Raw genomic sequence first — 16,457 nt, forward strand, 5'->3', positions numbered from 1 at the left:
GATTGAGTTTATCGTTTATTGTATTCTTCCGTATGCTTTGTCTAAATCTACTTTGCTCACTAAAGCGTCGTATAAGCTTTGCACATATGAGTTATCGGCGTTTTCGAGCCCTGTTTGGGCTTGGGTAACTTCAATGCTCGATCCTACGCCTTGCTCATATTTTATTTTAGCTACACGTAATACCTCTCGCGCAAGCTCCTGGTTACGTTTTTGGTTATTAAGCGATTGCAAACTGTTAATGTAGGTAATCTTCGCTTGCTCGGCCTGTAGCGCAAGTGCGTTTTTGATGCTATTAAGATTATTCTGATTTTTTTGAACGGTTATAGCCGATTGCTTTACACGGTTTGTACGCTGGAACCCACTAAATATGGGCACGTTAAGCGTTAAACCAATGTAAGACGACGGAAAGCTGGTGCTGTAAAGGTTTCTGAAACTATTATTCTGATATGACGATGCATAACTTGCATTAGCCGATAAGGTGGGTAAAAACTGTGCTTTCTGCCGCTTTAGGTCAAACTCACTTAACTTAAGGTTGGTTTCCAGTAAACCGTATTCAATACGTTTTTTATAAAAAGTTGTGTCGGTTGCTGTTTCTGCCGCATTTTCGTCAATGTTTACATCAGTGAGCTTATCTTTTAATGTAAGATTAGCGTTAATAGGCATCCCAATTTGAAACTTAAGCAGTTGATAGTTTAAAGCAAGCAACCTTAAGGTATTCTCCCGGTTGGTCACGAGGTTGTTATATTGTACCGCTATCCTGTCAACATCTATCTTTTCAACAAAGCCTTGCTTGTTTTGGGCTGTTGTTTGGTCAACCTGTTGTTTAAGCTGCGCAATATTGGCATCTAACAGTTTTATTTGTTCGTTACTCACCAAAACCTGGTAATAAGCTTTGGTAACATTGCTGATAACATCAATTTTTGTGCGTGTGTAAGCCCTGTTATAAAGTTCTTTGTAAGTTTTACGACTTTGCAATCCAACTATGTAGCTGGGATCAAACAATAACTGCGAGGCACTAACTGCTAAATTAGATTGATATTTCACACCAAATTTAACCGGTATAAAAGTACCGGCTGGCTGCCCAAAAAATTCACCGGGAAGCAACGTGGTTGGCACTTTAAGATAATCCTGAAAACTGGCCTGTCCGTTAATTTGCGGCAAGCCCTGGCCGATAATTTCTTTTACGCGATAGTCGGCACTGGTAACATCAAGCCTTGCATTCACCACCGAGTCTTTATGATTAAGCGCGTAATCAACAGCTTCCTGAACCGAAAAATTATAAGTCACCGGTTCGGGTGGTGTTTGCGAAAAACCTTTAATGCTAACCGTTAGGCACATTAGTAGGGTAAGTATTCGTTTCATTTTTTGAGTGAGTAGTTTATTGTTCGTTTTTATGTTGCAAATTAAACAGAGCTTATTGACAGCCCTATGTCAGCAGTTGTTTAACCAACCATTTTTTCTATGTGTTCGGCCTTATATTTATCTAATAGCTCATGGCCTTTCAACGTACAGATACCATAATTAAAATGCTCTAAAAGTTGATACTGCACTTTCCATGGGCTAAACTGCGATACAGGAAAAATAGCCGTATTAAAGCCCATTTCCACTTGGTTAACACGCATTTTAGCGAGTATGCGGACATCAATATCTGGCCTGATGAACCCTTGATGTATGCCTTTGGTTAAAAGTTCCTCAAGCGTATGTACCAATACTTCTGATTTAAACTTCTGGAATTCGCTCCAGGCGGAAGGATGATACTTTTGCATATCGTGTATGACGATAGGATTGATACGACTGAATATTTCTTCAGAGCATTTCATCATATTGATCATCTCTTCCATAACATTTGCAGAGGAATTGATAATATCCTGTATCTGGCATTCGTCTTCTATCAATTTCTTCTTTACTAAGGCTATCACCAGGTCATTTTTATCGTTAAAAAAATGATAAATGGTTTTTTTAGACATTCCCAAGTGTTTGGCAATGTCATCCATAGTAACACTCTTTATTCCGGCTTGTAAAAAAAGCTCTTCGGCACCTAATATTATACGCTCTATTTGACCATTCGACATGATGGGTCAAAACTATGGAAACATTTTTAGATTTCAAAGTTTCCAATATAAATTACTTCCGGATTACAATCATGCTTTTTCCACATTTGTCTATCTTTGCAAAAAATCTTTAAATGGCTTTAACTTCCCTAACCGCTATATCGCCTATTGATGGCCGTTATCGTACTGCATCATCCGCGCTCGCATCTTATTTCTCAGAATTTGCGCTTATCAAATACAGGGTATTTGTTGAAATAGAATATTTTATAGCCCTGTGCGAGCAACCTCTGCCACAACTGCTTAATTTTGATAACAGTAAAACCGAAAAGTTACGCGACATCTATAAAAACTTCTCAGAGCAGGATGCCAATGATATTAAGGAGATTGAAAAGACCACTAACCACGACGTAAAAGCGGTAGAATATTTTATAAAATCCGAATTTGATAAATTAGGTTTAAGTGAATACAAGGAATTTATTCATTTCGGGTTAACATCCCAAGATATCAACAACACGGCCATACCTTATTCATTTAAAGCCGCACTTGAGGAAGTATACCTGCCAGAACTTAACAAACTCATTAGCCAACTAAAGCAGTATGCCGACGAATGGGCTAATATACCTATGCTGGCACACACACATGGGCAGCCGGCCTCACCTACACGCCTGGGTAAAGAGATAATGGTTTTTGTGGAGCGTTTGGAGAAACAGCTAAATCAACTTTTGGCTGTACCGCATTCGGCAAAATTTGGTGGCGCCACAGGTAACTTTAATGCTCATCATGTAGCTTATCCGGAAATTGACTGGCAAGCTTTCGGTAATAAATTTGTTGACGAAACATTAAAGCTTAATCGCTCACAGTACACTACACAGATAGAGCATTATGACAATTTTGCCGCGCAGTGCGATGCCATGAAACGCATTAACAACATTATTATTGATCTTGACCGCGATATGTGGACCTACATCAGCATGAATTTCTTTAAACAGAAAATAAAAAAAGGAGAAGTAGGTTCCTCGGCCATGCCTCACAAGGTTAATCCGATAGATTTTGAGAACAGCGAAGGTAACCTGGGTATTGCCAATGCCTTGTTTGAGCACCTGGCTGCTAAATTACCTGTCTCACGCCTGCAACGTGACCTAACCGACTCAACCGTACTGCGCAATATTGGCGTACCTGTGGCGCATAGTCTTATTGCATTCAAATCTACCTTGCGCGGATTGAACAAGTTATTATTGAATGAGACTGTCATAAATGCAAGCCTGGAGGCCAACTGGGCTGTAGTAGCAGAAGCTATTCAAACTATTTTACGCCGTGAAGGATATGCTAACCCATATGAAGCGCTGAAGGGCTTAACACGTACCAACAGCCAGGTAAACGCGCAAATTATTGCTGAGTTTGTGGATACCTTAAATGTAAGCGACACCATTAAGCAAGAATTGAAGCAGATAACGCCGCAAAACTATACGGGTATATAATATGTATATTTCAAATCTGCAGATATGCAGATAATAGAAAGATTTAAATCCGCACATCTGAAAGCTGAATAATTGCACATCAGAGCATCGTCATTAACAGGTCAAAAGCGATTTGAATATATGCTTAAACAAAAAGCCTGTTTATATTTGTTCTACTTATAAATTAGAAAAGATGAATATCAACGTATATACAGAAACTACTCCTAATCCGGCAACCATGAAGTTCATTGTGAACAAGTTGCTTATTAATGGTAGTGTGGATTTCCCAACCAGGGAAAGTGCAGATAAATCGCAATTCGCGAAGGAACTGTACAAATTTAACTTTGTTAACGGTGTGTTCTTTGCCAGCAACTTTGTTACGGTTACCAAAACAGAAGGTACCGAATGGGAAGACATTCAACCCATATTAAAAGAATTTGTTAAAGGAGCTGTAGAAGCCGAATATAAAATACAAGAAACAGAAGCACCCGCTGATGTAGAATTTGAAGGTACTGAAACCGAAATAAAAATCCAGCAGATACTAAATGATTACGTTCGCCCGGCTGTTGAACAGGATGGTGGCGCCATTGCTTACCGTTCTTTTGACGAGGGCGTAGTAACTGTAGAGCTTCGTGGCTCATGCAGTGGCTGCCCATCATCAACTATTACTCTTAAAGCAGGTATCGAAAATCTTTTAAAACGTATGGTGCCTGAAGTTACCGAAGTAGTTTCTGAAGCTATGTAATTTACGCCAGGCATTATTTAAAAACGCCGGAACAATAATTCCGGCGTTTTTTTATGCTATTATAATTATTTGTAAAATAGTTAGTTTTGTAGTTACCAAAAATTCAATTATAACTAAATGACTAACATAGCTGAGCAATCAACTATACCCGGCCTTATCCGCACTATAGTAGCTAATATTCATCCGGATACCCATACTTTCCTGATTCATAAAGTTCAGGACAACTGGGTGGAGATATCATACAAAGAAGCACTTGAAAAAATCGACGCTATATCTGCATGGTTTATCAGCATTGGTATACAAAAAGGCGACCGCCTTGCGCTTATTATTGAGAACGGCCCTGACTACATTTATTATGACCAGGCCTTGCAGCAAATAGGAGCTATCAATACCTCTATCTACCCTACTCTTTCAGAAGCAGAGATAGCGTATATATTAAATGATTCGGAGGCTAAAACTATCATTACGGGCAATCCCTTCCTGTGCCGTAAAGTGCTCAAGATTGCCAACAATTGTCCGTCGTTACAATATATATTGCCAGCATTTGATGATTACCAAAAGTTTACAGAAAAACTTGAGTTAAACGCTAAATTGGTTGGCTTTAAGGATGTAATTGAGCAGGGCAAAGTATTGATCACTGAATATAGCCAGGCCATTAACAATTCGCGTGCTGCCGTACAACCAACAGACCTTTCCTGCCTTATTTATACATCAGGTACTACCGGTACCCCTAAAGGTGTGATGTTGAGCCATTACAACCTGGTTGAGAACTGCCGTACCAGCTTAATCCAATTGCCTATTATTGAGAATACGGACATGTTCTTATCGTTCCTGCCGTTATCACACGTGTTTGAGCGTACAGCAACATACTACATCTGTTTAACCATGGGCTGCCAGATAGCATTTGCTCAAAGCCTTGACCTGCTGGCACGCAACATGGCAGAGGTAAAGCCGACGGTGATGTACTGCGTACCACGCTTGTTGGAACGTATCCATGACCGCGCCCTGAAGAACGGTTTATCTGCGGGCGGTGTAAAAACAAAAATATTCAAGTGGGCGCTGGCAATCGGGCGTAAACGCCGACTGTTGAGCGAGGCTAACAAAAAACCAGGACTTATATTAGGCTTGCAACTGAAACTGGCCGAAAAACTGGTTTTTAGTAAGATCAAAGAAAAAACAGGCGGCCGATTGAAAGTACTATTATCCGGAGGCGGTGCCTTGCCAAAAAATATTGGTGAGTTTTTTGGTGATATAGGTATTAAATTGCTTGAGGGATTTGGTTTAACAGAAACCTCGCCGGTGATGGCTGTAACAGAAAATGACCGGATCATTTATGGTACGGTTGGTCGTATTATCCCGGGTATAGAGGTGGCCATACAAAATGTAGATACTAAAGAGATTTACACTATTCAAACGCACCACAATTTTGATCCTGATTTTACGAGCGAGGAAGGTGAAATTATTGTTCGCGGTCATTGTGTAATGCAGGGCTATTGGAAAAAGCCAGAAGAAACCGCGGCAGTAATTGACGCAGATGGTTGGTTCCATACCGGTGATATTGGCCGGTTTTTCCGCGGCAACCTGCAAATTACCGACAGGTTAAAGAACATGCTGGTGAATGCGTACGGGAAAAACGTATATCCTACTCCTGTGGAGAACAACTACCTCAAAAGCCCCAAAATAGAACAGGTATTTTTAATAGGTGACAAACGCGAATATATCACCGCTATTATCGTTCCTTCAAAAGAAAGCCTGCAGGAAACATTTAAACTTGATGATGCTTTCTTTGAAAAACCGGAGCTTTTTATTGAGGATAAAGAGATAACGGACTGGATAGCGCAGGATATCAAACGCCTCTCAACAGAGTTAGCAAAATTTGAACGTATCAAGAATTTCAAGGTAAAACGCGTACCGTTTAGCATGGAAGCGGGTGAGATAACCCCTACCTTAAAAGCCAAACGTAAGGTGATTGAAAAAAAGTATGCGGACGCGATTGATGAACTATATCTGCAAGAGACAGACGAAGATTAACTGTAATTTCTTCCGTTTTAGTTTATTTCTTAGTGGGTGTAAACTTCCATATATCGTTTAGCTGACCGGGGTTACCTGTACCGATGTAGCCGATATTATTGATGGTAAAAGCGATCATATCATAACGTGCAGGGCCATCCAGATAGGTTGATTTTAGCCAGGTATTGCTATCCGCATTATATCGGTACCAATCTGTAGCGGTTTCTTTTGGTGTTGACCCCATGCCAATGTAAGCTGTATTACCGATAACAAATTGCCCGCTAAAAGCCCTGGCCGAACCTGGAAAATCAGCCAGTTTTATCCATTTATCTGTTGAGGGATCATATTGCCATAGGTCTTTCGCGGCAATATCAGGCGAGGCCCCGCCTAATCCAACATAAGCCTTATCACCTATCGCAAAGCCTATTGCTCCAAAGCTCCCCTGCCCCGGATAATCAGCAACCCGTGTCCAGGTATCTGCAACAACATTATAGCGCCATATATCTTTATAATTGGAAGCATAGGCGTTGTCAGTACCTAAGCCCAGATAGCCCGCACCATTTAATGTGAAAGCTATTACATTTTCTCTCTTCCCGCCTGCAAAGGATGCTTTCTGCGTCCACTTATCAGCCAAAGGATCATATTCCCAAAAATCATCGTTTTGAGGTAAACTACTTCCTGGTAAAGCCAATCTTTGCCCGTAACCAGTGCCCACGTAAGCTTTTCCGTTTATAACAAAACCGCGAATATATTCTCCCGATTGCCCCGGATAATCAGCCTTTCTTATCCAACTATCAGCACCCGGGTCGTACTCCCACAAGTCGTTAAGCAGATGAGAATCAAAACCACCGGCTGCATTTCCGCCTATGATGTAACCTTTACCATTTATGCTGAACCCAAATGCGCGTACTCTGCCAAGACCGGGAAAATCACCAAGGCGCTTCCATAACCCGGGTAGCGCATTTTCTGTATTGGGTACAAAAGCCTGCTTTTTACAAGAAAAGCAGAAGACGACAAGTACAACTATCAGGGCAATTCTTTTCAGCAACATAACCGTGGTTTATATGTAAATATAATTTTTCTCGCCGTTAGTTATTGAGTAGCTCCTGAAATAAAGCTACAAAATCGCCCAAGTGCTTACCATCGACTAAGCCATGATGAACGGTCACCGAAACAGGCATGGTCTTAACACCATTATTGTCGGTCATTTTACCATAGGATACTTTAGGCATGCTATCCTCAAACTGGAAACCCCGTGCGTGAGTAAGCCCAGTGAAGTTAAGCCAGGGGATGGCTGATATGTGCATAACATTAGTTACCGGCCGCAGCTCAATGCCTGTACCTGCAGCAACCCGCTCCATTTCTTTTTTCGCATGAGTGGCAAATTCCGAAAGATCCGGATAGTAATCAATGTAAGAAAATCCGAACGTATCATTCGGCCTGCTCACTGTTGCCGAAGCGCCAATGTTATCATATAAATAAACATCGCCATTCTCCACCCGGTATCTGAAATGAACCAGACTATTAGCCGCTTTAAGTGTACAGTGCAGGTAATATAAAAAGAAGGATACGCCCAGCTCTTTCGCTCTTACATAAGCTTTTGTACAATCAACATTTACCGTTGCGCCAAAAAATGATTCCTCAAAACTGTTAAAGAATTTAAAGTGTTCTGTACGTTCCCAGTTGTCAAAGTCGATTTTGGTTTTCATTATAGATAATCCAATATTTCGGTGATGTGCTCCACGTTGCGGAAACGTTCGCTATCAATGCTGTCTTCAATCTGTTCATGCGCCCAGGTAATGTGGTATGGCACATGTACGCCATGCCCTCCTATGTTTAGCACTGGCAAGATATCACTCTTAAGCGAGTTACCTATCATCAGGAACTCGTCCGCTTTAACATCCAAGTGTTTTAGCAATTTTAAGTAGTTGGCATCATCCTTCTCACTCATGATCTCGATGTGATGAAAATAACTGCTCAAACCTGAACGTTTTAGCTTTCGTTCCTGGTCGAGCAGGTCGCCTTTGGTAGCAACTACCAACCTGTACTTATCCTTTAGCGTTTGCAAAACCTGTTCAACACCTTCTAATAGCTCAATAGGCTGATTGAGCATTTGCTTGCCCAACTCGGTGATTTGTTCAACAATGGCAGAGGTCACCGTATTACAGCTTACTTTAAGCGCGGTTTCAATCATAGATAGTACAAAACCTTTTATACCGTACCCGTAAAGCGCCAGATTTTCTATTTCTGTTTTAAATAGCTCCCGCTCTAACTCATGCTGAGAAGCGTATTCGCTTAATAGTGCACAAAACTTTTCTTCTGACGCACGGAAGTAAGGCTCGTTTACCCAAAGCGTATCATCGGCATCAAAAGCAATTACTTTTATGTTCATGATGGTTTATTAAGTTGCAATATTACTCAATTGATGCAAGTTTTGTGAAGTTCGCGACATAAAGTGGTGTTAAGAGAGCTTTAATTTTATTTTACTGGCCTGCAAGTAAAAAGCAAATATGTCATTGAGAGGAGCGACAATTACTTGGCAATCTTACAGACTAATTAAATATGCTTATCCTACGAGACTGCCTCGTTACCGATTGCAATGATATGAGCGTTCAATAAGATGCACCCAAACGCTCGTTTCTAAGTTAAAAATTATATTTTTGCACCCTTATTTAATACGTTTCTACAATGAGTATTGCGTTATCCGAACAGGAAATTTTACGTCGTAAATCGTTAAACGATCTTCGCGAATTAGGTATCAACCCATACCCTGCCGAAGCTTACCCGGTAAACGCCTGGGCTAAAGAGATTACTGAAAACTTTGAAGCCGATCCCGATAAGTATAAACAGGTGATAGTTGCCGGCCGTATCATGACGCGCCGCATTATGGGCAGCGCCTCTTTCTTTGAATTACAGGATAGCACAGGCCGTATACAGATCTACATTAAACGCGATGATATCTGCCCGGATGAAGACAAAACGCTTTACAACACCGTATTTAAAAAGCTTTTAGATATTGGCGATTATGTTGGTATTAAAGGTTACGCATTTATTACCCAAACTGGCGAACTATCCATCCATACCCAGGAACTAACTATTCTATCCAAGTCGCTTAAACCACTACCGATAGTGAAACGGGAGGATGATGGTACTGTGCATGATGGCTTTACTGACCCTGAACTACGTTACCGCCAGCGTTATGTAGACCTGACCGTAAACCCCGATTTTAGACAAATCTTCATCAACCGTTCAAAAGTGATTACCGCTATGCGTAATTACTTTAACGCGCAAGGCTGGATGGAAGTGGAAACACCGATCCTGCAGTCTATACACGGTGGTGCTGCGGCGCGCCCGTTTGCTACACACCACAATACGCTGGATATGCCATTGTTCCTACGTATTGCCAACGAGCTTTACTTGAAACGATTAATCGTTGCCGGTTTTGATGGCGTATATGAATTCGGTAAAATGTTCCGTAATGAGGGTATGGACCGTACCCACAACCCTGAATATACCGCTATGGAGATCTATGTAGCTTATAAAGACTACATATGGATGATGGCCATGGTTGAGGAATGTTTAGAAACCGTTGCGCGTGCCGTGCATGGCGTACCGGTAGTACAGGTTGGCCAACACGAAATAAACTTTGCTGGCCCGTACGAAAAATTATCTATGTACGAGTCGATACAAAAATATACCGGCATTGATGTTTCAGCTATGGATGAAGCCGGCTTACGCAAAACCTGCGGAGAGTTGGGCATTGAAGTTGATGACAGCATGGGTAAAGGCAAACTGGTTGATGAGATCTTCAGTGCCAAAGTTGAGGCTAACCTTATCCAGCCTACCTATATTACCGATTACCCTATTGAGATGACGCCGCTTGCTAAAAAACACCGCAGTAAAGAAGGTTTGGTTGAGCGATTTGAATTATTTGTGAACGGTAAAGAAATAGGCAACGCATATTCTGAACTGAACGACCCTATAGACCAACGCGAACGCTTTGAGGAGCAGTTGGTACTGGCCGGTCGCGGTGACGAAGAAGCGATGGCAATGGATGACGACTTCTTGCGCGCACTGGAATACGGTATGCCGCCTACATCGGGCCTTGGTATAGGTATTGATCGTTTAGTGATGTTGATGACCAACCAGAGCACCATACAGGAAGTATTATTCTTCCCACAGATGCGCCCTGAGAAAAAGGCTAAAGCACCAAGCATAGAGGACTTTACCGCAATAGGCATCCCTTCAGAATGGGTACCTGTATTAAATAAAATGGGGTTCAACAGCGTTGAAGAGTTAAAGGTGGGCAACCCAAATAAGGTATTTAACGACCTTGGCGGTATGCGTAAAAAGCTGAAACTGGAAATAGCTATGCCTGCTAAAGATGAGGTAATGGCCTGGTTCGCATAATAACACTATAGTTTATATCGAAATAGCCGCAAAACACATCATGCGGCTATTTCGATATTTTACCATATGTAAACAACCAGTTATTTATTTCAATAAATCTCCACAATCCTTAACAAAAAAATAAACTGGTAAAAACTTTCATTTAATAGTGGTTGTTGATTTTTATAGCAATACACTATAAATGAACGTTATGACTAACTCCATCCTTGAAATAAACGAAAACGAATACCTGATCAAACTAAACAGGAGAAGTTTTGATCTTTCATTTATTCGCAGTTTGCTGAAAATGGTTGAAGTATCAGCACCTGTTAAAGCTGAACAGCAAAATAAAGAAGAGACTTTTGAAAGCTTTGTATTTGCACCGGCCCCACTAGTTGACAGGCACATTGAACCGAGCGAGAACAACTCTGCTGAGCCCGATTATTTCAGCAAACTCGACGAGAAGTAATTCTGATATTTTTCTTTCTTAGAATTTCGGGCGGTAGTTGCGCACAACCTGTTGCTTATCCATTTGCGCCATTTGTGCCTTCATCATTTTTATCTGATCGGCCAGTAGTTTGTTCTTGTCGTCTTTTGCGGCTTCTTTCATGTACATTTCCGCCTCACGCTTGTTGCGCTTAGCCATTGATATACCCGCCAGGCTCAATTTCGCCAATGCATTATTATGAGACATGCTCATACCCAACTGTAGCGCTTTCTTGAAGTACTTTTCGGCCTTTAACGGCGCGGTACGCGATTCTATCAAACCAATAAGCATATTGTAATACCCCCATTGGTTCTTGTTCAATTCTTTCTCGTAGTTTTTTATACGGTTTAAAAATTCTTCGGCTTTAGTTGTATTCTCTTTACGCAGATAAAACTGCGCTATGATCATATTTTCATTAAAGAAAAAGGTAAGCAGTGTAATGCCACCTAATAAAAAAACGGTTATTCCCCATCCCCAAAAACCAAAGGCACAAAGCGTTACACCGGCACCCATTATAACACAGGCAATAACTAACCTAACTATATTCGACATAATTTGTATTACTATAAAAACAGTGCGCAAATATCGTTATTTGTACGCTAAATAAACATCAGTATTTAATATTTATGGCAGGAGAATTAGACCCTACGTGGAAGCAGCATTTAAGTGCAGAATTTGATAAACCATACATGCAGCAACTGAAAACTTTTTTAAAGGAAGAAAAGGAAGCTGGCCACATCATTTATCCGCGCAATGCTGATATTTTCAATGCTTTTAATATAACGCCATTTGACGATGTTAAGGTGGTGATCTTAGGGCAGGATCCTTATCACGGGCCAAACCAGGCACATGGCCTATCCTTTTCGGTACAAAAGGGTGTAGCCGTGCCACCGTCATTAAAGAACATCTACAAAGAGCTGTCTACCGATATCCCCGGGTTTGTAATACCCAACACCGGCGACTTAACGAAATGGGCGCAACAAGGCGTGCTGTTATTGAACGCTACCTTAACTGTACGTGCGGCAACGGCAGGTTCGCACCAGAAAAAAGGTTGGGAGAAATTTACCGATGCTGCCATCAAAACACTTTCGGACGAGAAGCAAGGGATCGTATTCATCTTGTGGGGCGCATATGCGCAATCGAAAGCAGCCCTTATCAACCCTAACAACCATCACCTTATTATTAAATCAACACACCCATCGCCATTGGCAGTAAGCCATGGCGGGTTCTTTGGTTCAAAACCATTTTCAAAAGCGAATGACTTTTTAGAAAAGCAGGGTAAGAAACCGATTGATTGGCAGATATAATAGTATGGGTGCTTTGTATAATAACATTGTTAGGTTGGTTAGTTTAAGGGAGTATTTACATTTTTCTGCCTGTTGTTGATAATGATAAGCGCAACAATCAAATTAGGTACCCAACATAACCAGGAGACCACACGGTAAGCCGGGAGAAAATCATGAAATATAAACATGATTAACAAGGGCAAAAATACACGTAAAGTGACTGCTGCAAAGGTAAGAGCATAATTTAATGTCATCCAGTTTTGGTGTTGCAGGATATTGCCCCTCTGGATAGTGATGTAGGCTTTAATATTACTGATAAGCCAAATAATAGCCAACGAACTGAAGCCTAACACACAAACCAGCCCACCGGTAGCAAAGAAAGCAATGTATAAACCTGCTACGCTGCTGAGAGTTACTGCAGCAACATAAAATTTACCCATTAATCTATGCGCGTTTATATACCGCTGGCGTAAGTTGGCGCTAAATTGTGCCCAACCGATAAGCAAAGCTATTCCCCCAAATGTAATGTGCGTATAAAAAGTTGCGTTCCAACAAGCACTATTTAAAACAGCTTTAGGCTTTGATTGAAGTAAGCCGCTCGTACGCATATCTACAAAAAAATACAATAACGGATACAAGCCGATAATAACAGCAAAAATTGCAATCGCGATCCAGGGTAGGTTTTTAATCTTCATGATAACTTAGACGATAAGTTGGATGAATCGGTTGCACGAAGATTGGAGCGGAATAATTAAATACCTAAAGACAAGATAAGCTACCCTTGGTATTAAGCAAAACTGTACAATATGAAGGCAGAACTAATCTTGCGGTGTTTCAGCCGAGGTGCAAGAGCTATTGTATTGGTCTTTAATATTCCAACGGAACTATTGGCTCTTTTTTGCTGGTGCTCATGATCATCATGGTTTGGAAGGTTTTAACAACCGATATACGGCTGATCTTTTCCATGATCAATTGTTCGTATGATTTAATGTCGCGTACATAAACCTTCAGCAGAAAATCACACTGTCCGGTCACGTGGTGGCATTCGGTTACTTCTTTAATGGTTTTTATTTCATCTAAAAAAGTTTGTATGGTGTTTTTCTGGTGAAAATCCAGCGATATCTGTATAAATGTTTTGATACCCAGGCCGAGTTTTTCTTCATCTACCAATGCATGGTAACTTTTAATGTACTGTGCATTTTCCAGTTTCCGAACACGTTCAAGAGTTGGGGCTGGTGATAACCCAATTTCATTAGACAACTGCAAATTAGTTATGCGGCCGTTTTCCTGTAATATCTTGAGTATCTGTAGGTCTATTTTATCTAATTCTGACGCCATGGTAAATGCAAATATATACTATTCTCTATCTCACAAAATATAATTTTTTTTAAATATCTCACAACAAAACAATTCAAATACGTGTTTATAATTTTAGGCGAGTCTAAAAAAATTATTAGATTTACTTAAATGAATACATTAGCCGAGGAAAATTATTTAAAAGCCATATACAAATTATCTCTTACTGCAAGGAACGTAAGTACTAACCAAATAGCTGCAGAACTGGCTACTAAAGCATCGTCTGTTACGGATATGGTGCGTAAACTGGCTGACAAAGCATTAGTTAATTATGCCCGATATCAGGGTGTAAGCTTAACTAAAGCCGGCGAAAAGGTGGCATTGAATATAGTGAGAAGGCACAGACTATGGGAACATTTCTTGGTTGAAAAGCTTCATTTTAAATGGCATGAAGTACATGATATGGCCGAAGAAATGGAACATATATCATCAACTGAATTAATAAACCGCCTCGATGCCTTTATGGGGCACCCTACCCGCGACCCGCATGGCGACCCGATACCGGATTGTGATGGTAATATAAAAGCAACAGCCTTAAAGCCGATTTCGGCTGTGAAGCCCAATACTTCAGGGGTTATATCCGGCGTGGGCGACCACACTACTCCGTTCTTACAGTATCTGGAGCAACAAAAGCTTACGATAGGCAAGCGGGTGACGATAAAAGAGATCATCGGTTATGATAACACCGTAATACTGGAAATGGATAATAAACAATTACAAATAAGCCGCGATGTGGCCAACAATATATTAATAGCAATATGACGCAGCACGACTCGCATTCATTAGGTAACGTACACAACACTGTTACTACAGAAAATAAAACCGGCTGGCGAAAAGTGTTATCATTCCTCGGTCCGGCTTACCTGGTTAGCGTGGGTTATATGGACCCGGGCAATTGGGCTACCGACCTTGCCGCCGGCAGCCAGTTTGGTTATAAATTAATATGGGTACTGCTGTTATCTAATCTTATTGCGTTGTTACTGCAGAACCTTTGCGTTAGGTTAGGTATCGTACGTGGCTTAGATCTGGCGCAGGCATCAAAACACACCTATCCGCCATTCGTGAATTTCTGCCTTTACGTAATGGCGCAAATAGCCATTGTAGCTTGCGACCTGGCCGAGATTATTGGTATGGCCATAGGGCTTAATTTATTATTCGGCCTGCCGCTGATCTGGGGGGTATGTATCACCTTGCTTGATACTTTGCTCCTTTTACTATTACTCAATAAAGGCATGCGCAAGTTGGAGGGTTTTATCATCTCATTGATATTCATTGTAGGCGTGGCATTTCTGGCGCAGATGTTTATTGTTAAACCTCATATGATGGATGTTGCCAAAGGTTTTATCCCAACACAATTGAACAGTCAGGCACTGTACATTGCTATTGGTATCATCGGTGCCACGGTAATGCCGCATAATTTATACCTGCATTCTTCATTGGTGCAAACCCGCAAGATAGACCGCTCGGCCGATGGTATTAAAAAAGCCATCACCTATAACTTTTGGGATACCACTATTGCCTTGAACCTGGCTTTCTTTGTGAATGCAGCGATCCTAATATTAGCTGCAGCTGCCTTTTACTATCGCGGGTTCCATGAAGTTGCCGAAATACAGGATGCGCATAAATTGCTCACCAACATTTTCGGTAAGTTGGCCCCTGCGTTATTTGCCATTGCCTTGATTGCCGCCGGGCAAAGCTCAACGGTAACTGGTACTTTGGCCGGGCAGATCATTATGGAAGGTCACCTTAACCTGAGGATTGCCCCATGGCTACGTCGTTTGCTTACCAGGCTGCTGGCTATTATACCGGCTTTCTGTACCATTTTACATGCAGGCGATGAAGGATTAGGCAAATTGCTGATATTAAGCCAGGTAGTATTGAGCTTGCAATTAGGCTTCGCGGTGATACCACTGATACACTTTACATCAGACAAGAAGCGTATGGGCGAGTTTGCTAACAGCGTGCCCATGAAAATTGCGGCCTGGTTCTTCGCGGTAGTTATTGTTGGGCTTAACGTGCGTTTGGTGATACAGGAAATAGATACCTGGGCTACGGAAGGGCCGGGTGCTGCAAATCTGGTTCATTTTGTGATCAGTCCCATCGCTGTATGTATTGGTGTACTTATGCTTTACGTTTTTCTGAGGCCGCTACTATATAAACATGCTAACCAACCGGTGCGGGTACCACACGGTTTGGCATCAACCCTTGATAACCTCGAAGCAGTGCATTATAAGCAGATAGGCATTACTATTGATTTTTCAAGAAATGATCAGGATACGATAAGGCATGCATTGATGCAGGGTGGCAAGCGGGCACATTATAGTCTTATACACATAGTAGAAACAGCCGGAGCCCGTTATTACGGAAAACAGGTTATGGACAGCGAAACTCAAAGCGACGTAGATAATCTGGATAAGTATGTAAAAACACTCAACGACCTGGGTTATAAGGCTGAGGCTAAAATTGGTTTTGGCGGCGCAGCCGGCGCAATCTCGCAAATCACCAAAGAAATGCAAATAGACTTCCTGGTAATGGGTTCGCACGGGCATAAGGTTTTAAAAGATCTGATATTTGGCACAACGGTTGATGCAGTAAGGCATAAGGTTAACGTACCGGTACTGGTTGTTAAACCGCAAAAGAAGTGAGGCAGGACTTAAAGAGTCAGGAGTTAAGAAA

General features: G+C 41.4%; 16 protein-coding genes. 8 read left to right on the top strand and 8 right to left on the bottom strand.

Going from position 1 to position 16,457, the window contains the following annotated elements:
* Positions 1-15: 15 nt before the first annotated feature.
* The gene (locus tag CKK33_RS12875) at positions 16-1,362 is read right to left on the bottom strand and encodes a TolC family protein (protein WP_095704494.1); all 1,347 of its coding nucleotides are present in this window, start codon (positions 1,360-1,362) and stop codon (positions 16-18) included.
* A gap of 80 nt (positions 1,363-1,442) precedes the next feature.
* The gene (locus CKK33_RS12880; protein WP_095704495.1) at positions 1,443-2,072 is read right to left on the bottom strand and encodes a TetR/AcrR family transcriptional regulator; all 630 of its coding nucleotides are present in this window, start codon (positions 2,070-2,072) and stop codon (positions 1,443-1,445) included.
* 113 nt (positions 2,073-2,185) lie between these two features.
* Between CKK33_RS12880 and purB the strand changes: the two genes are divergently transcribed.
* The 3 genes from purB to CKK33_RS12895 all read left to right on the top strand — a co-directional run bounded on the left by purB (position 2,186) and on the right by CKK33_RS12895 (position 6,284).
* On the top strand, positions 2,186-3,529 hold the full coding sequence (gene purB, locus CKK33_RS12885) for an adenylosuccinate lyase (RefSeq protein WP_095704496.1): 1,344 nt from the start codon (positions 2,186-2,188) through the stop codon (positions 3,527-3,529).
* A gap of 172 nt (positions 3,530-3,701) precedes the next feature.
* On the top strand, positions 3,702-4,253 hold the full coding sequence (locus CKK33_RS12890; RefSeq protein WP_095704497.1) for a NifU family protein: 552 nt from the start codon (positions 3,702-3,704) through the stop codon (positions 4,251-4,253).
* Positions 4,254-4,370: 117 nt separating this feature from the next.
* The gene (locus CKK33_RS12895) at positions 4,371-6,284 is read left to right on the top strand and encodes a long-chain fatty acid--CoA ligase (RefSeq protein WP_095704498.1); all 1,914 of its coding nucleotides are present in this window, start codon (positions 4,371-4,373) and stop codon (positions 6,282-6,284) included.
* A 22-nt stretch (positions 6,285-6,306) separates the two neighbouring features.
* On the opposite strand, the gene CKK33_RS12900 is transcribed toward CKK33_RS12895, so the two are convergent.
* From CKK33_RS12900 to CKK33_RS12910, 3 genes are read right to left on the bottom strand one after another with little or no spacing between them, the layout of a single operon-like run.
* On the bottom strand, positions 6,307-7,314 hold the full coding sequence (locus tag CKK33_RS12900; protein ID WP_095704499.1) for a hypothetical protein: 1,008 nt from the start codon (positions 7,312-7,314) through the stop codon (positions 6,307-6,309).
* A 37-nt stretch (positions 7,315-7,351) separates the two neighbouring features.
* Positions 7,352-7,972: a CatA-like O-acetyltransferase gene (locus tag CKK33_RS12905; RefSeq protein ID WP_095704500.1), complete on the bottom strand. Its 621-nt coding sequence runs from the start codon at positions 7,970-7,972 to the stop codon at positions 7,352-7,354.
* Positions 7,972-8,655, bottom strand: a complete 684-nt coding sequence (locus tag CKK33_RS12910; RefSeq protein WP_095704501.1) for an HAD family hydrolase — start codon at positions 8,653-8,655, stop codon at positions 7,972-7,974. The genes CKK33_RS12905 and CKK33_RS12910 overlap by 1 nt, the downstream gene beginning before the upstream one ends.
* A gap of 296 nt (positions 8,656-8,951) precedes the next feature.
* Between CKK33_RS12910 and lysS the strand changes: the two genes are divergently transcribed.
* Complete coding sequence (gene lysS, locus CKK33_RS12915; protein ID WP_095704502.1) at positions 8,952-10,673, top strand: lysine--tRNA ligase; 1,722 nt, start codon at positions 8,952-8,954, stop codon at positions 10,671-10,673.
* 181 nt (positions 10,674-10,854) lie between these two features.
* Positions 10,855-11,121 (top strand): hypothetical protein, encoded by a 267-nt coding sequence (locus tag CKK33_RS12920; protein ID WP_095704503.1) that lies wholly within the window; start codon positions 10,855-10,857, stop codon positions 11,119-11,121.
* 18 nt (positions 11,122-11,139) lie between these two features.
* On the opposite strand, the gene CKK33_RS12925 is transcribed toward CKK33_RS12920, so the two are convergent.
* The gene (locus tag CKK33_RS12925) at positions 11,140-11,691 is read right to left on the bottom strand and encodes a lipopolysaccharide assembly protein LapB (RefSeq protein WP_095704504.1); all 552 of its coding nucleotides are present in this window, start codon (positions 11,689-11,691) and stop codon (positions 11,140-11,142) included.
* A 74-nt stretch (positions 11,692-11,765) separates the two neighbouring features.
* On the opposite strand from CKK33_RS12925, the gene ung reads away from it, so the two are divergent.
* Positions 11,766-12,446, top strand: a complete 681-nt coding sequence (gene ung, locus CKK33_RS12930) for a uracil-DNA glycosylase (RefSeq protein WP_095704505.1) — start codon at positions 11,766-11,768, stop codon at positions 12,444-12,446.
* 38 nt (positions 12,447-12,484) lie between these two features.
* Here ung and CKK33_RS12935 read toward each other — a convergent pair whose 3' ends face one another.
* Both CKK33_RS12935 and CKK33_RS12940 read right to left on the bottom strand, forming a co-directional pair.
* Positions 12,485-13,120: a DUF2306 domain-containing protein gene (locus CKK33_RS12935; RefSeq protein WP_095704506.1), complete on the bottom strand. Its 636-nt coding sequence runs from the start codon at positions 13,118-13,120 to the stop codon at positions 12,485-12,487.
* Positions 13,121-13,292: 172 nt separating this feature from the next.
* Positions 13,293-13,763, bottom strand: a complete 471-nt coding sequence (locus CKK33_RS12940; RefSeq protein WP_095704507.1) for an Lrp/AsnC family transcriptional regulator — start codon at positions 13,761-13,763, stop codon at positions 13,293-13,295.
* 129 nt (positions 13,764-13,892) lie between these two features.
* On the opposite strand from CKK33_RS12940, the gene CKK33_RS12945 reads away from it, so the two are divergent.
* Together CKK33_RS12945 and CKK33_RS12950 are read left to right on the top strand one after the other, a co-directional pair.
* Complete coding sequence (locus tag CKK33_RS12945) at positions 13,893-14,543, top strand: metal-dependent transcriptional regulator (protein WP_095704508.1); 651 nt, start codon at positions 13,893-13,895, stop codon at positions 14,541-14,543.
* Positions 14,540-16,426 (top strand): Nramp family divalent metal transporter, encoded by a 1,887-nt coding sequence (locus tag CKK33_RS12950; protein ID WP_095704509.1) that lies wholly within the window; start codon positions 14,540-14,542, stop codon positions 16,424-16,426. Before CKK33_RS12945 ends, CKK33_RS12950 begins: the two co-directional genes overlap by 4 nt.
* Positions 16,427-16,457 lie beyond the last annotated feature (31 nt).

This window comes from Mucilaginibacter sp. MD40 (genome assembly GCF_002288635.1).
Lineage (GTDB): Bacteria > Bacteroidota > Bacteroidia > Sphingobacteriales > Sphingobacteriaceae > Mucilaginibacter.